Raw genomic sequence first — 20,597 nt, forward strand, 5'->3', positions numbered from 1 at the left:
ATCTTAAAAAATAAGATTTCAATTGTGTAGTTCCACCATGCTGATATTGTATATATATCACAAAATGGGAGTAGCTTAGCTATTTCAATGTAGTATTTTTTGCAAGTTGTACAATTCTGTAACTTGCTAATAGTAGATAGAATAAAGGTGGAAATTAGATGAAAAAAATAAAATATTTATAGCAATTGTATTTGTTTATAAATAAAAAAGACTCATATTTAAATAAAAAATGAAGGATATAAGTAAGATATATAGAAATATTTAGTAAAAGCAGAAAAATCTTAAAAGGGGGAATGATTTTGGGAAAAATGATGATTATTGATGTAATATTGATTGGACTATATCTAATAAGTATGGTATGGATTGGTTTTTATTTTAAGAAAAAAGTACAAAAAACTACAGATTACTATTTGGCAGGAAGAAGTTTAAATAGTTTTGTTATTATGTCAACGGTATGTGCTTCAATCATTGGTGGGGGGGCCATGATTGGACGTGGAGGGGTTACTTATAGTCAAGGGGCAGTTGCTATTATGCTTGGACTTCCTTATCTTGTAGGGATGTATGTTTTTTCTGCAATTTCAGGGAGAATACAAGAAGTTGGAGTTTTGAATAATATTTCTTCCATACCTGATTTGATGGAATATAGATTTGGGATAAAGGTAAAATATATTACGGCTTTTTTAATAGCATTTACAATGATGGCTACGGTAGGAACACAAATTACAGCAACAGCTACACTGATTAAAACAATAGGTGGTTTTTCATATGAAGCAGGAGCTTGGATAGCTGTAATCATATTTGTTGCGTATACAGCTGTTTCTGGATTGTTTGGTGTTGTTTATACAGATGTGGCACAATTTATTATTTTAATTACTTTTATGTATATTTTATTACCTACTATCGCCTTAACTAAAATAGGCGGATTTGATACGATGATTCAATTAGTTCCTAAACAAATGCTTTCTATCAAACCATCTGCTGAGATTGTAGGTTGGATTTTTACTAATTTGGTATTTACATTAGCAGGAGCAGAGATGTGGCAAAGAGCGTTTGCAGCTAAAAGTGCCAAAGATGCCAAAAGAGGAATGTTCTTAGGAAATACAGTATATGCTTATACAATTAGTATAACATTTATTATAGGGCTAAGTGCTTATATATTACTTCCTAATGTAGTCAATGATTATGGTACAGCAGATGCAGCTATTCCAGCATTAGTTATGGAATTATTACCAATAGGAATTAGAGGGCTAACTATGGCTGCCTTATTTTCGGTTTTAATGTCTTCAGCAGATACTTATCTACTCATTTCAGTGCAAACCATTTTAGGAGATCTATTAAAACCTTTATGGCCAAATATTGAAGATGAAAAAGAGTTATTTTATTCAAGAGTAGTGACTGTTTTATTAGGATTTGGGGCATTAATTATTGCTCTTTATATTAGACAGGCGTATGAAGCTCTGATGTTTGCGTGGACATTTTATGCAGCTGCTTTAGGACTTCCGTGTTTTGCTGCACTGTACTGGAAAAAAGCTACAAAAGAAGGTATTACAGCAGGGATTATTACAGGTTTTACAACGAGTATTGTATGGAAAGTAGGAGGATCACCTTTTGGATTAGGGGCTGCTCTTCCAGGATCAATATTATGTGGAGTTGCTTTAATTGTAATAACTTATGCTACCTATAAAGAAGAAAATCCTACACCTTTTCCTAATTTAGCAAGACAGGAAAAGATAGAATGTAATGAATAGAATGATGGTTCAAATAATCAAGAGGTGATTATTTATGGAAATTCAAGATGTTTTGCAGACATTGATGCAAGCAATACTCAATATGAACAACTTTTCTACTATAGCTAATTCTGTAATGGTGATCAATACTATAATAGTATGGGCTAAATTAACTTTCTTCATTTTTGTAATTTTTTATGTATATGAAGATGCCCCAAAGTATAGTATGCATAAATTTTTATGGATTGCCATTGTTATATTTGTTCCTAAATATATAGGATTTATGACTTATTTGATCATAAGAACAATCAAACAGTATTTTCCTAAAGAAAATAAATCTTCAATAGAAGATTCTATCATAAATATATCAAATGAAAATAGTACGATGAATAAAAATTTGTTTTATAAAGTGATTAGCGTATGGATCATGATCACTATATTGGTTGCTGCTATTTATATGGTTGATAAAGAAAAAATAAAATCTGAAGAGGCTATAGAATTTGGAGTGGTTAAAGCAGAAAACTATTTTAAAGATGAATACAAAGATTTTATAGGAAAAGAAATAAAAGAAATATGGTTTGGAGAGAATGGAGTTTTAGAAATTCACTATGATTCAAAGGTAAAAAAAGGTGAGCTAACACTAGGGGTATATGAATATAATGGAGAGCCTATAGAAATATTTAAAACAAACAAAAGCGGAGTTACGACTATTAGCATAGAAAAAAATAGAATATATAAGTTGATTGCAAAGGGAATCCATACAAAAGGATATTATAATTTTTCTTGGGAATTCAACAAAGAGGAATAAAAGAGTGATAAAAAATCACTCTTTTTCAATGTATAGAAAGTTATAGAAGAAATATATTTTAATACAAAACAAACGTTCGACTTCCTCTACAGAAAGATAAAAAAATATGATATACTATGTTTTATTGAAGTTTTAAAAATAGTAATAAACAAGCTACACATAGATAAAAAAATTAAGAAAAATATACAAAGGAAAGGAGCAAGAGTATGGATCTATCCATGTTAAATCCTCCACAAAGAGAGGCAGTTTTAAAAACAGAGGGGCCACTACTTATATTAGCAGGAGCAGGATCTGGAAAAACTAGGGTGTTAACTCATAGAATTGCTTATTTGATTGAAGAAATAGGGGTGCATCCAGGAAATATATTAGCTATTACTTTTACAAATAAAGCGGCAAAGGAAATGAAATATAGAGTAGAAAGCTTGTTAAAAGAACCTGCACATATATGGGTAAGTACTTTTCATGCAGCTTGTGTAAGGATTTTAAGAAGAGATATTGAAAAAGTTGGATATACTAGTGATTTTGTCATTTATGATACAACAGATCAAAAGGTAGTTTTAAAGGAATGTTATAAGGAATTAAATGTGAATGATAAAAATTATCCATTACCAATGGTTCAAGGTAGAATCAGTGAGGCAAAAGACAGAATGGAGAATCCTAATCGTTTTAGAAAGTTATATGCAGGAGATTTTCAAATGGAAAAAATAGGACAAATCTATGAGCTTTATCAAAAAAAATTAAAAAAGAATAATGCTCTAGATTTTGATGATTTGATTTTTAAAGCAGTAGAATTATTTGAAAAAGATCCAGTAACCCTTTCTTATTATCAACATAAATTTCAATATATTATGGTGGATGAGTATCAGGACACCAATCAACTTCAATACAAATTAGTTTCTATGCTTGCAAAAATTCATCAAAATCTTTGTGTTGTAGGAGATGATGACCAGTCTATTTATAGCTGGAGAGGGGCAGATATAAGAAATATATTAAATTTTGAAGATGAATTTAAAAATGCTATGGTAATCAAGTTAGAACAAAATTATCGTTCTACTCAAAATATATTAGATGCTGCAAATAGTGTTATAAAAAACAATAGAGGTAGGAAAAATAAAGTATTGTGGACATCTCAAGAGTCAGGTGAGAAATTAAAATATTATAGAGCTATGACAGAACAGGATGAAGCACAGTTTATCGTGAAACAAATTAAAGATCTGATGGATAGGGAAGAAAAAAATTATTGTGATTTTTCTATTTTGTATAGAACAAATGCTCAATCTCGTGTCATAGAAGATATGCTTATGAAAGCTTCTATTCCTTATCGTATATATGGGGGATTAAAATTCTATGATCGAAAAGAAATCAAGGATATGATTGCCTATTTAAGACTTATTCAAAACCCTGTAGACGATGTGAGCTTGAAAAGAGTCATCAATGTACCGAAAAGAGGAATAGGAGATCGAACGATAGAGAAACTTCAAGAAAAGGCAAATCAAACAGGAGAAAGTCTATTTAGTGTATTATTAGACGATGAAATGATGGAAGGCTTTTCAAAAAGAATTTTAGCAGGAATCAAAGATTTTGTACTTTTGATTAGTAGATATGGTCAATTAAAGGAAGAATTAAGCATAGAAGAATTAATTGGTAAAATACTAGAAGAATCAGGTTATTTAGAAGAACTTAAAAAAGAAGGAACTGTAGAAGCACAAGGAAGAATGGAAAACTTACAAGAATTCTTATCTGTAGCCATAGATTTTGATCGAAATAGTGAGGAAAAGACATTAGAAGAATTTTTATCTAATATTTCACTAGTTTCTGATTTAGATAAAATGGAAGATGAAGAAAATACAGTAGTTTTGATGACTCTTCATAGTGCAAAGGGACTTGAATTTCCTATTGTATTTTTAGTAGGCATGGAGGAAGGAATATTTCCTATAGGAAGAGCAAAAACTGATGAAAATGATTTAGAAGAAGAAAGAAGGCTTTGCTATGTGGGGATTACAAGAGCAGAGGAGACACTTTTTTTAACTCATGCTAAAATGAGAACTTTATATGGAAGAACCAACTATAACCCAATGTCTAGATTTATTGAAGAAATTGCAGAAAATTTAATAGATATGGATCGAGAAGAAATAAAAAAACAAGATCAAAGAACATTTGCTCCATCTAAGGGAATTTATAGAGGAGCTACTTTAAAGACAGAGCCAAAGCCCCAAGGGAGTACAGGAGAAGCTAAACCAGGGAGTAAGATCAATCATGGGAAATTTGGAGTAGGTACAATTATATCTGTTAGTAAAAAATCAGATCAAACAGAACTTACTATTGCATTTGATAATGCAGGAATAAAAAAACTGATTATGGAGTTTGCTCCTATTACACTTATATAATGAGGTGAACTTTATGCACAAAGATGAAGCATATAAAAAAATATATGATTTGATACAAAACTTAAATGAACATAACTATAATTATTATGTACTAGATCAGCCTACTATTACAGATTATGAATATGACATGATGATGAATGAACTTATCAAGTTAGAAGAAAAATTTCCTGAGTTCGTTATGGAGGATTCTCCTACAAAACGAGTAGGAGGAGAAGCACTATCCTCATTTGAACAAGTAAGACATACAGTACCTATGCTTAGTCTGGATAATTCATATGACTCAAAAGATTTGATTGATTTCGATCAAAGAGTAAAAAAAGCTATCATGAAAGATGTGGAGTATGTAGTAGAGCCTAAAATTGACGGATTGTCTGTATCCTTAAAATATGAAAGAGGAAAATTTGTTCAAGGAGCTACTCGTGGAGATGGCATTATAGGAGAAGATATTACAAATAATTTAAAAACAGTAAAATCTATTCCACTTCAATTAAACGAAGATATAGATATAGAAGTAAGAGGAGAAGTTTTTATTCCCCGGGAAAAGTTTGTAAAAATAAATCAAAAACAAGAAGAAAAAGGGGAGACTATTTTTGCAAATCCAAGAAATGCAGCAGCTGGCTCTTTAAGACAGCTAGATTCCAAGGTGACTGCCCAAAGAGGACTAGATATATTTGTATTTAATATACAAATCATGGAGAATAATGAAATTTTAAAGCATGATGAGGGATTTGAATATTTAAAAAAACTAGGTTTTAAAACTTCTATGTATAAAGTGTATAAAAATATAGAGGAAGTAGTAAAGGCCTGTGAAATGTGGAAAGAAAAAAGAAGTAGCCTACCCTTTGATATTGATGGACTTGTGATAAAAGTCAATGATCTAAGACAAAGGGAAGAACTAGGATTTAAATCAAAAAGCCCTAGATGGGCTATTGCATATAAGTTTCCAGCAGAACAACAAAAGACGAAAATTGAAGATATTACTGTTCAAGTAGGAAGAACAGGAGCGCTTACCCCTACAGCAGAGCTTACTTCTGTAAGAGTAGCAGGATCAGTTATTAGTCGTGCAACTTTGCATAATGAGGATTATATCAAAGAAAAGGATATTCGTATTGGAGATTATGTAATGATTCAAAAGGCAGGGGACGTGATTCCAGAGGTTGTTAAAGTTATTATAGAAGACCGAACAGGAGAGGAAGTTCCTTTTGAAATGCCTAAAATTTGTCCTTCCTGTCATGAAGAAACTATAAGACTAGAAGGAGAAGCGGTGACAAGATGTGTCAATGGGGCTTGTCCTGCTCAACTAAGACGAGGACTGATTCATTTTGTATCAAGAGATGCTATGAATATTGATGGACTAGGAGAGTCTATTGTTACAGTTCTTTTAGAAAATAATCTAATAGAAGATGCAGCAGATTTGTATAATCTAAAAAAAGAAGAGCTGATTCATTTAGAGAGAATGGGAGAAAAATCTGTTAAAAATCTATTAGATGCTATAGAAAAATCTAAAAAAAATGATCTTTATAGAGTGATATTTGGGCTAGGAATAAAGCTCGTAGGAATAAGAGCAGCATCTTTGCTTTCAGATGCATTTATGAGTATGGACAATTTAATGAAGGCAAGCTATGAAGAAATTGTAGTAATTCCTGAAATTGGACATAAAATGGCAGAAAGTATTGTAGCTTTTTTAAAGGAAGATCGTAATATTGAGATCATTGAAAAGCTTAAAAAAGCTGGTGTAAATATGGAAAACTACAAAGATGATGATACAGAGGTTGAGAAAAAATTTGAAAAGAAGACATTTGTACTGACAGGAACTCTACAAAAATATAAAAGAAATGAAGCAAAGGAAATTATAGAAAAGTTAGGGGGAAAAGTTACAGGAAGTGTAAGTAAAAAAACAGATTATGTTTTAGCTGGAAGTGAAGCTGGGTCTAAGCTTGAAAAGGCAAATGAGCTAGGGGTAAAAGTAATTGATGAAGATGAATTTGAAGAAATGATAAAATAAAACCAGCTTTTGCTGGTTTTATTTTATGAGAAAGGAGAATAAGTGTGAATATAGATGATATTGCTGCTCTTTCTAAGATTAAATTAAGTGAATATGAAAAAGAAAAAATGATAGATGACTTTAATAGAACGATTGATTTTGTAGATAAATTAAAAGAAGTGAATGTAGATAAAGTTGCTCCTACTTATCATATTTTACATATAAAAAATGTATATAGAGAAGACAAAATACTGCCTTCTATGAAACAAGATGAGGTTTTAAAAAATGCGCCTGAAAAAAATAATGGTTATTTTCAAGTACCAAAGATGATGGAATAGGAGAGGTGGTTATGGAACTTTATCATTTGACAATACATGAAGTGTTAGAAAAAATCAGAAAAAAAGAAGTGAGCAAACAAGAGGTTTTACAGACCACTGTAGATAGAATCAAAGATATAGATTATCATATAGGAGCTTATCTTTATGTTAATAAAAAATTCCATATGAATGATGGAGAACTTTCAGGAATTTCTATGTCTATTAAGGATAATATTTGTACAAAGAATATTTCTACTACTTGTGCATCTAAAATACTTAAAAATTTTATTCCTCCTTATGATGCGACAGTTGTAGATAAGCTTTATGAAAATGGATGCATTTTAGTAGGGAAAACAAATATGGACGAATTTGGAATGGGTTCTTCTACTGAAAATTCTAGCTTTCATATTACTAAAAATCCATGGAATTTAGATTATGTTCCTGGAGGGTCTAGTGGAGGATCAGCAGCATCTATAGCATCTTCTCAAGCTTATTTTTCTTTAGGATCAGATACGGGTGGGTCTATTCGTCAACCATCAGCATTTTGTGGACTTGTAGGACTAAAACCTACCTATGGACTGGTATCTAGATATGGACTAATTGCTTATGCATCGTCATTAGATCAAATAGGACCAATTACAAAGGATGTAGAGGATTGTGCCATTGTGCTAAATCATATAGCAGGATACGATAGGAAAGATAGTACTTCTTTTAAATACCGAAAAATAGATTATACAAAAGAATTAAGAAAAGATATAAAAGGAATAAAAATAGGAATCATAAAAGAATATATGAATGAAAGTATGGATGCATATGTAAAAAAATCTTTTTTTGATGCATGTAAAAAGCTTGAAAGTTTAGGAGCCATAGTAGAAGAAGTATCCATTCCTCATGTAAAATATTCACTACCTACTTATGAAATTATATCTTCTAGTGAATGCAGTTCTAATTTGTCAAGATTTGATGGAATTCGTTATGGAGTGAGAAGATCAAAAGATTTATTAAATGATTTATTTACATCTACAAGATCACAGGGCTTCGGAGAGGAAGTAAAAAGAAAAATTTTATTGGGAACATTTTTTCTAACAGCAGATTCTTATGAGGAATATTATGAAAGAGCATTAAAGGTAAGAACTTTAATAAAAAAAGATTTTGATGAAGCCTTTAAAAGGTTTGATGCAATGATTTGTCCTACATCTCCAACACTTCCATTTAAAATAGGGCAAAGAAAAAATATAATAGATAAATATATACAAGATACGTATACAGTAGCTGCAAATTTAGCAGGAATTCCTGCTATTTCTATTCCTTGTGGATGCAGAGAAAATTTATTTGTAGGGCTTCAAATTATGGGAAAAGCATTTGATGAAAAGACAATTTTAAATATTTCCTATGCTTTTGAACAAATTCATGATTACCATAAGAAAAGGCCTAATTGGAGGTAATGTATGTATCAAATACTTATAGGACTTGAAATTCATGCAGAGCTTTTGACAAATTCTAAAATATTTTGTAGTTGCTCTACTCAGTTTGGAAAAGAAGCGAATACTCAGTGTTGTCCAGTATGTTTAGGTCTTCCAGGATCATTGCCAGTTTTGAATAAAAAGGTTATAGAGTTTGCTATCCAATCAGGAATTGCAATGAATTGTGAAATTACAAAAAAGTCTTTTATGGATCGGAAAAATTATTTTTATCCAGATTTACCAAAGGCTTATCAAATTTCTCAATATGAAGATCCTTTGTGTAAAGATGGGTATATAGAAATAGAAAAAGATAAAAAAGTAAAAAAAATTGGGATTCAAAGAATTCATATAGAAGAGGATGCAGGCAAATCCATTCACGAGAAAGATTATTCATTAGTGGATTATAATAGATGTGGATTACCTTTAATTGAGATTGTTACAAAACCTCATATGAATTCTTCAAAAGAAGCTTATCTATTTTTGGAGAATTTAAAAAGTATCCTTGAATATATAGAAGTTTCAGATTGCAAAATGGAAGAAGGATCGCTAAGGTGTGATGTAAATATTAATGTAGTATCAAGCGATATGGTAAAAACTAATATTGTAGAGCTTAAAAATTTAAATTCATTTAAAGCAGTTGCAAAAGCTATTGAGTATGAAGAAAAAAGACATATTTCTCTTTTAGAAAAAGGTGAAAATACAAAAAAAGAAACGAGAAGATGGGATGAGCACAAAAACATGACTATTCCTATGAGAAGCAAAGAATATGTACAAGATTATAGATATTTTAAAGATCCAGATTTAGTTATGATTCATATAGATAAAGATTGGATAGAGGGTATGAAAAAAAATATTCCAGAGCTTCCAAAGGATAAAAAAAGTCGTTTTATAAAAGATTATCATCTTCCAGATTATGATGCGAAAGTACTTACTTCTTCAAGAAAAATAGCTGATTTTTTTGAAGAAGTAGTGAAATATTTTTCTGATTTTAAGCTTGTAAGCAATTTTATAATGACAGAAGTTTATAGAGTATTAAAAGAAAAAAATATCACTATAGAAGATATAAAAATTAAACCAAAGGATTTAGGAGAGCTTCTTACATTCATACAGAAAGGAATGATTAGCAATCATATAGGGAAAAAAATTTTTAAAAAGATGTGCATTTCTGGAGAAACACCAAGAAACATTATAGAAAATAAAGGACTAATACAAATATCTGATGAAAATAGTATCAAAGAAATGATACAAAAAGTAATCAATGAAAATCCTCAGTCTATTGAAGATTATAAAAATGGAAAAGATAAAGCATTAGGTTTTTTAGTAGGACAAGTGATGAAAGAATCTAGAGGGAAAGCAAATCCAAAGCTTGTAAATCAATATCTAAACAAGATGATTTAATGAGAATATGGTATAAGAACATAGGAATTTTGTAACTTACACCTTCTTTTATGAATATTATGAATATAAACCATAAAAGGAGGTTTTTTTATTGATTGAACTTACTCTTATTCATTGGATTTATGTAGTGATGGTACTTGTTGTATTAGGAATTATGTTAATGAGAAAAGATACAATTATTCCCTGTGTATTAGGAATATTTTTTATAGGATTTGCAGCTAAAAAAACTGTTTTAGGAGCTACAAAAGCAATATTTGATAGTTTTATTGTGGCAGGGATAGAGCTACTTGGAATTATATTAGTGATTTCATGTATTGTTGCCATGTCTAAAGTATTAGAAGAAATTGGTGCCAATCAATTGATGGTAAAACCTTTTACAAAGTTTATCAAAACACCAGATATAGCCTTTTGGTTTATAGGAATAACGATGCTTTTGATATCATGGTTTTTTTGGCCTTCACCAGCAACAGCCTTAGTAGGAGCTGTAATGCTTCCTGTTGCACTTAAAGTAGGACTTCCAGCTATAGGAGTAGCTATGGCTATTAACTTATTTGGACATGGACTTTCCTTATCTACAGATTATGTGATTCAAGGGGCACCTACTATTACCGCAACAGCAGCAGGAGTACCTGTCGAATCAGTTATTACAGAAGGAACTCCTCTTTTTTGGGTAATGGGTATTGTGACTATTACGACTGCATTTATTCTTTTAAAAAGAGATATGAAAAAAGGAAAAATATCAAATACAAATATGGATGAATTTCATACAGAAGCAAAAAAGAAGATAAGGGCGACTGCTAAAATATCTGCAATTTTAGTATCAATTGGATTTTTATTAGATGTTATAGCTATGTTTTTATTTGAAATTAAAGGATCAGATGCAACAGCATTAATTGGAGGAACATCTATTCTATTACTTATGATTATTTGTGGTATAACTTATAAAGGAGAAGCTTTAGATCAAATTACAAAATATATAAAAGAAGGATTTGTATTTGGAATGGAAATATTTGGACCAATTATTCCTATTGCAGCTTTTTTCTATATGGGAGAAGTATCCCCTCTTGAGGCTGTTTTAGGAGAAGGAGTTCTTCCTATAGGCTCTCAAGGAATATTATCTGATATGGGAAGCGCACTAGCAGCTGTTGCTCCTATGAATCGTCCCATGGCAGCTAGTATGGAGATGGTTGTAGGAGCTATTACAGGGTTAGATGGTTCAGGGTTTTCAGGAATGTCTTTAGCAGGATCTTTAGCAAAAGTCTTTGGAACAGCAGTAGGTGCAAGTATACCAAAGCTTGCAGCATTAGGTCAGATTGGAGCTATATGGGTTGGAGGAGGAACGATTGTTCCTTGGGGACTTATTCCTGCAGCAGCTATCTGTAGAGTCATGCCTATAGATTTGGCAAGAAGGAATTTCTTCCCTGTCATGATTGGATTCATTGTAACAACCATAGTAGCTATATTTATTATATAGCAATCTAAAACTAAGCCGAAGGCTTAGTTTTACTGTTATATGAAAACAGAATTTTTATCCATTGTTACATCTGAGTTACAATTCAATAAAGTACATTGACGAAGCTTTTAACTAAGTGATATAACTGTAAGTAGAGAAAGATTGTCGAAAATAATACAAAATTATTTTTATTTTTGGCAAAAGGAGGAATGCTATTAAAATTAGGGGGACAAGTGATGAAAAAAGGATTATTATTTTTGATTATATTTACAATGATGTTTTCTATAGTATCTACAGCTTTTGGACAAGAGGCAAAAAATAGCATACAAGTAATAGATGGGATAACAGGAAAAAGTCAAAAAGTACATAGTGTAAATTTAGTAATGTCGGGAGAGGTTGTTCATACAGATGTACCTGCTCTCTTATATACTATAAATTGGAAAAGTAGAACTTTGGTACCTATTAAGTTTATCGTTGAAAATTTAGGAGCAGAAATTAAGTGGAACCAAGAGAAAAAGGAAGCTACGATTATTGCAGATCAAAAAACTATTGTTTTAAAAATAGATAGTGATAAGGCTTTAGTAAATGGAAAATCTGTTTCTCTTCCAGATCAAGTTCCTGCAAAATTATTAGGATATAAAGAAAACTATAGAACCATGGTTCCTTTAAGATTTATTGCTGAACAATTGGGAATGGATATAGGTTGGAATCAAGAAAGTGCTACTGTTACCATTGAAGCTATAAAACCTGTAGAACCTATACAACCTATTACTCCAACAGAAGATATTACTGATATTACATATGAAAATTCAAAAAGACCTCAAATACTTATTAAAACTACTAAAGAGGTAGAATTTAAAACAAGCTATTTAGAGGGAAGTAAGTATGGAAGCTGTGATCGATTGGTTTTAGATATTCCAAACACTACTTTTAAGATCAATGATCCATCTATGATAGATAATGATGGACTTATTAGAAAAACTATAAATAAAGATGGAATTATGACAATAAGAGGATCTTTATTTGAACCAGCGCCTAAAAATGTAAGTCGTATTGTGATAGATTTAGCTATGACAAAAGGATATCATGTGTCTTATGATAAAGAGCAAAAGGCTATCAAAGTAGATTTTGTAAATAGTGTTAATAACATAAAGGTAGAAAAAAGAAATCTTGTAGATGCTATAGTGATCCAAACAGAAGAGAAGCCTACCTATAATAGAATGAACTTAGGAAATAGAGTGGTGGTAGATGTATTAAATGCATCATTGAAGTTTAATAAAAGTGAAGTTCCCATTTCACAAGTAGGAATTCAAAAAATCAGAGTAGCTGAATTTGAACCAGATCAAAATTATGAAAAAGATGATCGAATTGTTAGGATTGTAATAGATTTAAATAATATGCAAAGTCCTGAAAATGTCTTTATAGACCAAGAAGGAAAGGATATTATTATCTATACAAGTCAAAAGCCTATAGATACAATGAATTATGAAAAAATAAATAATAGTCAATCACTCCTTCAACTTTCTTTAAATGATGAAGTAAAATATGATATAGACCATGATTTAAATAAAAATGAATTATACGTAATAGTGCCAAAGGATAAAGTAGAACTAAAAAACACCCTTCTTACATTAGAGGATCGTATGATTCAAACTATTAAGATAGAAGGGCAAAAGGATTCGTATTTATTAAGTATCAAAATGAAAGAAAAAACAGAATACAAAGTAGAAAGTTCAAAAACAACAGATGAAATTAAAATAAGATTTACGAATACGGCAATTACTCCACTGCCTAGTACAGGAAAAAAATTGATTGTTATTGATGCAGGTCATGGAGGAAAAGATCCTGGAACACATAGTAAAAGTCCTCTACAATATGAAAAAGACTTAGCATTAGATACAGCAAAGAGATTAGAACAACTTTTACAAATGGCAGGTTATGATACTCATATGACAAGAAGCGATGATACATTTATAGAACTTAAGGAGAGACCTGGTGTTGCAAATCGTTTAAATGCAGATTTATTTGTAAGTATTCACTATAACTCTCATCCAAATCCAGATATAAGCGGAGTACAAACTCTTTATGTAGATAATGATCCAAGAAACAACAAACCCTTTGCAACGATTATGCAACAAGAACTTGTAAAGGGACTAAATGCACCAGATAGATTGATTGTGCATAGGCCAAATTTAGTGGTGATTAGAGATACAAAAATGCCAGCAGTATTATGCGAGATTGCATTTGTATCAAATCCACAAGAAGCTTTAAAATCAAGTATGCCAGAATACAGACAAAGAGCTGCTCAAGCAATGTTAAATGGAATTGAAAGATATTTAAATGAGGTAAGATAAATGTACAAAATAAGACTAGGCCGTAGGCTTAGTCTTATTTTGTATAGAAATATGATTGTATGTATTTTGAGGGGTAAAATACACACAACTAGGATGGGGAGTAGAAGATAACGAAATAACATGAGTAAGATTGCATTTACCATCATTTTGAAAAAAACAAGGAAGAGAACAATTGATGTTAATCATTTTACTGATCACCTCTTAAAGATAGTATGAGAATATATAAGATAGATATACCTTGAAAAAAATGTATATCTGTATAAAAAATTTAAAAAATCATATCATAAACAAGAATAAGAATAAAGGAGGAAGAATATGTTTTTTGAGGACTATACAAATACAAAAGTTTTGTATCATATTATTAGTTTGATAGATTTAAAAAGAGTATTACAAAGAGGAATTCATTTTGATGACAAAATTACTTATCAAACCAAATATGATGGTTTTCATGAAATCATTGACAATGAAAAGCCAGAATATATTCCTAAATGGGTAATTAGAAATAAATCTATTTTTGCAAGCATGAATTATTCTAAGAATCATTATTTTCATTCTCATAGTGCAGTTTTATCTATTCAAGTAAATCCTAAAAAATGTTGGGTAGCCAATGAAAATTATGCCAATGAGTTTTATGAACCTTTTGTGCTACAGCATATAAAAGATTTCGAAGGGTGTAAAAAATATATTCAAAATGAAGGAAAGAAATTATTAAAAAAATATTGGGAGACTTCTTTAAGCTTTGAAGAAAATTTGAAAGCCAGAAAAGATAAAACAAAAGGATATGACGCAGAAGTACTTATTCTACATTCTATTGAGCCTAAAGATATTGAGATTGAATACATCGTATCAGATCATAAAATGATGACTATAAAAGAATGGAAAAATACTTTTTGTGGATAAATTTATATTAAACAATACTTATTACATATTGGTTACAATTTAATAAGTATATTGACGAGAGATTTGAGCAAGTGATATAACTGTATATGTAGAAGGATTGTCTAAAATAAAACAATACTGTTTTAATTTGGGATAAGAGGAGGAATATGATTAAAATAGGGGGACATAAGATGAAAAAAGTATTATTATTTTTATTTACATTCACGATATTCTTATCTATGGGATCTATAGCATTTGGGGAAGAGATGAAGAGTAGTATGCAAGTAAAAAATCAAAAAGTAGAGACAGTCAATAAGGTTCATAATATTAAGATAGAAAAAATAAATCTTGTAGATGCAGTAGTCATACAAACAGAGGAAACTCCTACTTATAATAGAATGGATATAGGAAATCGAATCGTAGTAGATGTGCTCAATGCATCATTAAAAATGAATCAAAAAGAAATGCATATTTCTCAATTAGGAATTGAAAAAATAAAAATGACTGAATTTGCATCTAATCAAAACTATGAAAAACAAGATAAAGTAGTTCGTATTGTACTTTATTTAGATTCTGTGGAAAGTGCTGAAAATGTATGTATTGATCAAGAAGGAAAAGATATCATTATTTATACGAGTCAAAAACCTGTAAAACAATTACATTATGAAAAAGAAAATAATAATATTATTTTTCCTACAAAAAATAATACAGGGAAGAAAATGATAGTGGTAGATCCAGGACATGGAGGAAAAGCCCCTGGAACTCATAGTGAAAATCCTCTACAATATGAAAAAGATTTAGCATTAGATACAGCAAAAAGATTAGAAAAACTTCTACAAGAAGTAGGATATGATACATATATGACAAGAAGTGATGATATTACTGTAGGACTTTCTGATAGGGCTAATGCTGCAAATATTGTAAATGCAGATCTATTTGTAAGTGTACACTACAATTGGTTTGATGATCCAAAAGTAAGTGGTGTACAAACTCTTTATGTAGACAATGATCCTAGAGATAATAAAGTTTTTGCAAAGATTATGCAAGAAGAATTAGTAAAAGGACTGGATGCTAAAGATATGCGTATTGTAGATAGACCAAACTTAGTAGTCATTAGAGACACAAAGATGCCAGCAGTTTTGTGCGAGATTGCTTTTTTATCTAACCCTGAAGAAGTACTCAAAGTTAGTACACAAGAATATAGACAAAGAGCAGCACAAGCCATGTTAAATGGGATTACAAGGTATTTAAATCAATAGATAGTATAAAAATAATAAAAGATGCAAATTCGCATCTTTATTATTTGTGTAGAATTTTCTAAATAGTCAATAAAAAAGTTTTGTAAATAAGCAAAAAGGATATATAATGAAAATAGATCACAATATTTCTACAGGAGGGAAATGTCATGGAGTTTATTTTAGGATATTTGATTATATTTTGTGCAAGAATTGTAGATGTATCTATTTCTGTAGTAAGAACGATTTTGATGGTGAGAGGAAAAAAATTTCAAGCAGCTGCTTTAGGGGTGTTAGAGACTTTTATTTATATTACGATTCTTACTAAAATCATGGGACAATTAGACAATGTAGGAAATTTGATTGCTTATGCATTAGGATTTGGTACAGGTCAGATGGTAGGAATCTTTTTAGAACAAAAGATGGCTATTGGACATGTAACAGCTCAAATTATTACCAAAGCAGATGAAGATGAGCTTTTGGAAATATTAAGAAAAGAAGGATTTGGAGTGACAGTTATTCAAGGTTATGGAAGAGAAGGTATTAAAAATATTTTAAACATTGCATTACAAAGAACCATGCTTCCAAAATTAAATGAAATATTAAATGAATTTGATAAAGGTGCCTTTGTAACAATTATGGATACAAAGAATATTCAAGGAGGATATTTAAAAAGAATGAAAAGAAAATAATACAAATTTAAGGTTTTAGACATAGTGTTCATGCTTAACTAATATAATTTTACAAAGATATTGGTTAGGAGGGACATGAATGAGAATACGTAAAGTAGCAGGGGTATTTTTACTATTGTGTATAATAATAGGTGTTACTGTGTTTACAAATCCTTTCAAAATGGTAAAAGGATTATTCAGTAATGAAGAGTTAGCTTCAAATATCATTGAAAGCAATGAAGATTCAGAAGAAGAAACTGCTTTAAGAGATACGGTACTTTATTATAAAGATGATAAAGGATTTTTAATTCCTGTTATGAGAAAAATTCCATGGACACAAGATAGAGGAATTGCAAAAATGGCTTTAAATTCTATGATTGATACACCTGGCAATAGAGAGGATGTAAAAGAAATAGGATTACAGCCAGTAATTCCTTCAAATACTCAAATTAGAGGAATGACGATTAAAGATGGATTATGTAAAGTGGATTTTACTACAGAATTTTTAAATTATGTTAGCAAAGAAGAAGAAGAAAGCTTAATAAAATCAGTAGTATATACATTAACAGAGTTTCCGACAATTGATCAGGTACAACTTAGAGTAAATGGAAAAGTTTTAAGTGGGCTTACCTTTGGAACAAATATAGCAAATGCAATGACAAGAGACAATATTAATTATGTTAGCAAGGAGAATAATGATCAAAAGGTAGTAGTATATTATGAGGGAACAGCAAATGGATTATCATCTTATTTTGTTCCTGTAACAAAATCTATTAAAAAAGAAGATGCAACACCTGTAAATGTATTAGATGCACTAGATGCACTAGTAGAAGGGCCACCAGAAGGAATAGGACTATATACTGAGATTCCAAAAGGAACACAAATTATAGGAGTAGATCTTAATGAAAGTATAGCAACTATAAATCTTACGGAAGAAGTATTAGATATAATAGAAAACGACCAAGCAGCAGCAAGTATGGCTAAAACCTTTGGATTGACATTAAAAGAACAATATCCAAGTATTGCAGGGGTAAAGCTTTGTGTTAATGGAAAAGAGTTAAGGATTGGAGAAAGTAAAACAGAAGAACCTATTATAGTACCTACATTTGCAAATCAATATGAGTAAACCAGTGGAGATCCACTGGTTTATTCATATTAAAATTTCAGCATAAACAGGATAATGATCAGAAAATTTAACAGGAACTACATTATAATCTATTAACTCTATGGAAGGAGATAAAAAGATATAATCGATTCTTTTGTTTAAAGGCATAAGAGTAGATTGATATTCTTTGTGAAATTTTGTAGCTGCATCTATCATAGGAACATTAAATTTTGGATTAGAAGTATTAAAATCTCCTAACAATATGAAAGGTTCATCAAGAGTTTTTATATATTTTTCAATATATGAAAATTGTTTTTCTCTTTCTTTTTCATTAAGTCCTAAGTGAACGTTTAGAATATTTAGTTTTTTGTTTCCAATTTTTAAAAGGGTATGGAGCATTCCTCTTTGCTCTTTTTTACTAGGAAGAGGAATATGCTTTTTCTTTAAAAATTCTAAAAAACTAAAAGTGGCAACTCCGTAATATCCATCTCCTATTTTAACATTAGGAGCAAAGGCATGATCACACAAAAAATTTTTATAAATAGTACTTACTTGATATCCTCTTTTATTATTTTCATTAATCTCTTGTAAAGCCATGATATGAAATTTTTCATTTTTGAGAAAGTACATGAGTTGACTAAGCTTTGGAATCATAAATAAATCTTTACCACTATGAATATTATAGGTAAGAATTTTAAATATATATCTATCTTTTTCCATACATACACATCCAATCTAAAAAAACTGTATATTGTCTTCCTATGTATTAAAAAAATACCTATATGAGTAGTATATGCTATATAGAGTGAATTGGTAAAGATAGTATGATAAAATAAAAAAGGTGATACAATAACTAAATAGAATGATCAATAAAAGGAGATGAAAGTATTGTTAAGATTAAATAAAAGAAAAGAAGATCAACTAAGAAAAGTTACTATATCTAAAGATTATTTGGCATATCCAGAAGGTTCTGTTTTAATAGAAATGGGAAATACAAAGGTTATTTGTACAGCATCTATAGAAGAAAAAGTACCTCCCTTTTTAAAAGGAAGTGGAAAAGGCTGGGTTACAGCAGAGTATGGAATGCTACCAAGGTCTACTCAAACAAGGAAGATTAGAGAATCTAGTAGAGGAAAAGTAGATGGAAGAACTCAAGAAATTCAAAGATTGATTGGAAGAGCATTACGCAGTGTAGTAGATTTAGATGCATTGGGAGAAAAAACAATATGGATTGATTGTGATGTGATTCAAGCTGACGGAGGAACTAGAACTGCATCTATAACAGGAGCTTTTATTGCTTTGGTGCAAGGATTACATAAACTTTATGAAAAAAAAGAAATCAAAACATTTCCAATTAAAAATTATGTGGCAGCTATAAGCGTGGGAATAGTAGAGGACACACCAGTATTAGATCTTTGTTATGAAGAAGATTCAAATGCAAAAGTGGATATGAATGTCATCATGACAGATCAAAAAGAGTTTATAGAGATACAAGGAACAGGAGAAGAAGCTCCTTTTACAAGACAAGAGCTTATGAGACTTTTAGAGCTTGCAGAGAAGGGGAATGAAGAACTGATTTGTATGCAAAAAGAGATATTGGGAGAAATAGGGAATTTGATAGGTATAGATAAAAATATGGAGGAGTAAAATTATGAATAAAGTAGTGATTGCATCTCAAAATAAGCATAAATTAGAAGAAATTAAAGATATTTTAAAAGATTTTCCACTAGAGATTTATAGTATGGATCAAGTAGGACTCAAAGATTTAGAGATTGTAGAAGATGGACATACTTTTGAAGAAAATTCTATGAAAAAGGCAGTAGAGGTAATGAAAAGAACAAATGCAATCGCCATTGCGGATGATTCAGGACTTGAAGTAGAAGCTATAGACAATAGGCCTGGAGTATATTCAGCAAGATTTTCAGGAGAAGGGGCTACGGATGAGAAAAACAATACAAAGCTTTTAGATATGCTAAAAGGCATTGAATTACATAAAAGAAGTGCAAGATTTGTATCTGTTATTTCTGTAGCATTTCCTGATGGGGAAAAATTAAGTGTCAGAGGAGAATGTTCTGGAGTAATAGGTTTTGAAGAAAAAGGGGAAAATGGATTTGGGTATGATCCATTATTTATTGTACCTGAGTATAATAAAACCTTTGCAGAAATAGATTCTGATTTTAAAAATAAAATTAGCCATAGAGCAAATGCACTAAAGAAATTAAAAAAGGAATTAAAGGGATTATTATAGGAGGAATATTACTTGAAAGTTGTAGTGATAAGCGATACTCATGGAATGATAGACTTAGCTATTGATGTTATAAAAGAGATAGAAGATGTGGATCTTTGTATTCATTTAGGAGATCATTATAAAGATGCCCTAGATATAGAAGAGTCTACAGAAGTAGAGATGATAGCAGTGAAAGGAAATTGTGATAGAGAAGATGAAGAATCTGAGATGGTCTTAGAACTAGAAGATCATAGATTATTTATTACTCATGGTCATGAATATGGGGTAAAAATGAATTTAAATAGAATTTACTACAAGGCATTAGAATTAGGATGTAATGTAGTTTTATTTGGACATACTCATTCTCCTATTATAGACCAAATAGATGATGTATTTATTATGAATCCAGGAAGTATAAGTCTTCCAAGAGGAGGACAAAATAGTTCCTATGGAATTATAGAAATAGATGAAGAAATACATGGACAAATTATAGAAGTAAAGTAAAAGGAGCAAATGCTCCTTTTGGGCTTATAGACAAAGTCATAAAAAACGTCACTAAATTTTCAAATTTGGAAAATATATAGAAACG

General features: G+C 30.4%; 17 protein-coding genes. 16 read left to right on the top strand and 1 reads right to left on the bottom strand.

Going from position 1 to position 20,597, the window contains the following annotated elements:
* Positions 1-308: 308 nt before the first annotated feature.
* From EK368_RS01535 to EK368_RS01595, 13 genes are all read left to right on the top strand, one after another.
* Positions 309-1,748: a sodium:solute symporter family protein gene (locus EK368_RS01535; RefSeq protein ID WP_243109332.1), complete on the top strand. Its 1,440-nt coding sequence runs from the start codon at positions 309-311 to the stop codon at positions 1,746-1,748.
* Positions 1,749-1,782: 34 nt separating this feature from the next.
* Positions 1,783-2,535 (top strand): hypothetical protein, encoded by a 753-nt coding sequence (locus tag EK368_RS01540; protein ID WP_129595971.1) that lies wholly within the window; start codon positions 1,783-1,785, stop codon positions 2,533-2,535.
* A 206-nt stretch (positions 2,536-2,741) separates the two neighbouring features.
* Entirely contained in the window at positions 2,742-4,922 is a 2,181-nt protein-coding gene (pcrA, locus tag EK368_RS01545) for a DNA helicase PcrA (RefSeq protein WP_129595972.1), read from the top strand.
* Positions 4,923-4,935: 13 nt separating this feature from the next.
* The gene (ligA, locus tag EK368_RS01550; protein WP_129595973.1) at positions 4,936-6,927 is read left to right on the top strand and encodes an NAD-dependent DNA ligase LigA; all 1,992 of its coding nucleotides are present in this window, start codon (positions 4,936-4,938) and stop codon (positions 6,925-6,927) included.
* Between the two features lie 44 nt (positions 6,928-6,971).
* A complete protein-coding gene (gene gatC, locus EK368_RS01555) occupies positions 6,972-7,244 on the top strand; it encodes an Asp-tRNA(Asn)/Glu-tRNA(Gln) amidotransferase subunit GatC (RefSeq protein ID WP_165000280.1) in 273 nt (90 codons plus the stop codon).
* An 11-nt stretch (positions 7,245-7,255) separates the two neighbouring features.
* On the top strand, positions 7,256-8,668 hold the full coding sequence (gatA, locus tag EK368_RS01560; RefSeq protein ID WP_129595975.1) for an Asp-tRNA(Asn)/Glu-tRNA(Gln) amidotransferase subunit GatA: 1,413 nt from the start codon (positions 7,256-7,258) through the stop codon (positions 8,666-8,668).
* 3 nt (positions 8,669-8,671) lie between these two features.
* A complete protein-coding gene (gatB, locus tag EK368_RS01565) occupies positions 8,672-10,084 on the top strand; it encodes an Asp-tRNA(Asn)/Glu-tRNA(Gln) amidotransferase subunit GatB (RefSeq protein ID WP_129595976.1) in 1,413 nt (470 codons plus the stop codon).
* A 91-nt stretch (positions 10,085-10,175) separates the two neighbouring features.
* Complete coding sequence (locus EK368_RS01570; RefSeq protein WP_341472765.1) at positions 10,176-11,558, top strand: hypothetical protein; 1,383 nt, start codon at positions 10,176-10,178, stop codon at positions 11,556-11,558.
* Positions 11,559-11,773: 215 nt separating this feature from the next.
* Positions 11,774-13,891: an N-acetylmuramoyl-L-alanine amidase gene (locus EK368_RS01575; protein ID WP_165000281.1), complete on the top strand. Its 2,118-nt coding sequence runs from the start codon at positions 11,774-11,776 to the stop codon at positions 13,889-13,891.
* A 315-nt stretch (positions 13,892-14,206) separates the two neighbouring features.
* Positions 14,207-14,791 carry a hypothetical protein gene (locus EK368_RS01580; RefSeq protein WP_129595978.1) on the top strand — a complete coding sequence of 195 codons (585 nt, stop codon included), beginning with the start codon at positions 14,207-14,209 and terminating at the stop codon, positions 14,789-14,791.
* A gap of 170 nt (positions 14,792-14,961) precedes the next feature.
* Positions 14,962-16,029, top strand: coding sequence for an N-acetylmuramoyl-L-alanine amidase (locus EK368_RS01585; RefSeq protein ID WP_165000282.1), 1,068 nt, complete (start codon positions 14,962-14,964; stop codon positions 16,027-16,029).
* 146 nt (positions 16,030-16,175) lie between these two features.
* On the top strand, positions 16,176-16,697 hold the full coding sequence (locus tag EK368_RS01590) for a DUF2179 domain-containing protein (RefSeq protein WP_129595980.1): 522 nt from the start codon (positions 16,176-16,178) through the stop codon (positions 16,695-16,697).
* A gap of 79 nt (positions 16,698-16,776) precedes the next feature.
* Positions 16,777-17,802: a GerMN domain-containing protein gene (locus EK368_RS01595; RefSeq protein WP_129595981.1), complete on the top strand. Its 1,026-nt coding sequence runs from the start codon at positions 16,777-16,779 to the stop codon at positions 17,800-17,802.
* Positions 17,803-17,826: 24 nt separating this feature from the next.
* Here the strand turns inward: EK368_RS01595 and EK368_RS01600 are convergent, their stop codons facing one another.
* A complete protein-coding gene (locus tag EK368_RS01600; protein ID WP_129595982.1) occupies positions 17,827-18,501 on the bottom strand; it encodes an endonuclease/exonuclease/phosphatase family protein in 675 nt (224 codons plus the stop codon).
* A gap of 168 nt (positions 18,502-18,669) precedes the next feature.
* On the opposite strand from EK368_RS01600, the gene rph reads away from it, so the two are divergent.
* The 3 genes from rph to EK368_RS01615 are packed head-to-tail and all read left to right on the top strand — an operon-like array spanning position 18,670 to position 20,512.
* The gene (gene rph / locus EK368_RS01605) at positions 18,670-19,428 is read left to right on the top strand and encodes a ribonuclease PH (RefSeq protein WP_243109331.1); all 759 of its coding nucleotides are present in this window, start codon (positions 18,670-18,672) and stop codon (positions 19,426-19,428) included.
* Positions 19,429-19,432: 4 nt separating this feature from the next.
* Positions 19,433-20,029, top strand: a complete 597-nt coding sequence (locus EK368_RS01610; RefSeq protein ID WP_129595984.1) for an XTP/dITP diphosphatase — start codon at positions 19,433-19,435, stop codon at positions 20,027-20,029.
* 12 nt (positions 20,030-20,041) lie between these two features.
* Positions 20,042-20,512: a metallophosphoesterase gene (locus EK368_RS01615; RefSeq protein WP_129595985.1), complete on the top strand. Its 471-nt coding sequence runs from the start codon at positions 20,042-20,044 to the stop codon at positions 20,510-20,512.
* Positions 20,513-20,597: the final 85 nt, after the last annotated feature.

It is taken from the genome of Anaerophilus nitritigenes, from assembly GCF_004138215.1.
Lineage (GTDB): Bacteria > Bacillota > Clostridia > Peptostreptococcales > Thermotaleaceae > Anaerophilus > Anaerophilus nitritogenes.

Excerpts from the sequence above, each read along its gene's own strand:
- EK368_RS01535 (WP_243109332.1), top strand. The coding sequence starts at position 309 with ATGATGATTATTGATGTAATATTGATTGGACTATATCTAATAAGTATG.
- EK368_RS01540 (WP_129595971.1), top strand. The coding sequence starts at position 1,783 with ATGGAAATTCAAGATGTTTTGCAGACATTGATGCAAGCAATACTCAAT.
- pcrA (WP_129595972.1), top strand. The coding sequence starts at position 2,742 with ATGGATCTATCCATGTTAAATCCTCCACAAAGAGAGGCAGTTTTAAAA.
- ligA (WP_129595973.1), top strand. The coding sequence starts at position 4,936 with ATGCACAAAGATGAAGCATATAAAAAAATATATGATTTGATACAAAAC.
- gatA (WP_129595975.1), top strand. The coding sequence starts at position 7,256 with ATGGAACTTTATCATTTGACAATACATGAAGTGTTAGAAAAAATCAGA.
- gatB (WP_129595976.1), top strand. The coding sequence starts at position 8,672 with ATGTATCAAATACTTATAGGACTTGAAATTCATGCAGAGCTTTTGACA.
- EK368_RS01575 (WP_165000281.1), top strand. The coding sequence starts at position 11,774 with ATGAAAAAAGGATTATTATTTTTGATTATATTTACAATGATGTTTTCT.
- EK368_RS01580 (WP_129595978.1), top strand. The coding sequence starts at position 14,207 with ATGTTTTTTGAGGACTATACAAATACAAAAGTTTTGTATCATATTATT.
- EK368_RS01585 (WP_165000282.1), top strand. The coding sequence starts at position 14,962 with ATGAAAAAAGTATTATTATTTTTATTTACATTCACGATATTCTTATCT.
- EK368_RS01590 (WP_129595980.1), top strand. The coding sequence starts at position 16,176 with ATGGAGTTTATTTTAGGATATTTGATTATATTTTGTGCAAGAATTGTA.
- EK368_RS01595 (WP_129595981.1), top strand. The coding sequence starts at position 16,777 with ATGAGAATACGTAAAGTAGCAGGGGTATTTTTACTATTGTGTATAATA.
- EK368_RS01600 (WP_129595982.1), bottom strand. The coding sequence starts at position 18,501 with ATGGAAAAAGATAGATATATATTTAAAATTCTTACCTATAATATTCAT.
- EK368_RS01610 (WP_129595984.1), top strand. The coding sequence starts at position 19,433 with ATGAATAAAGTAGTGATTGCATCTCAAAATAAGCATAAATTAGAAGAA.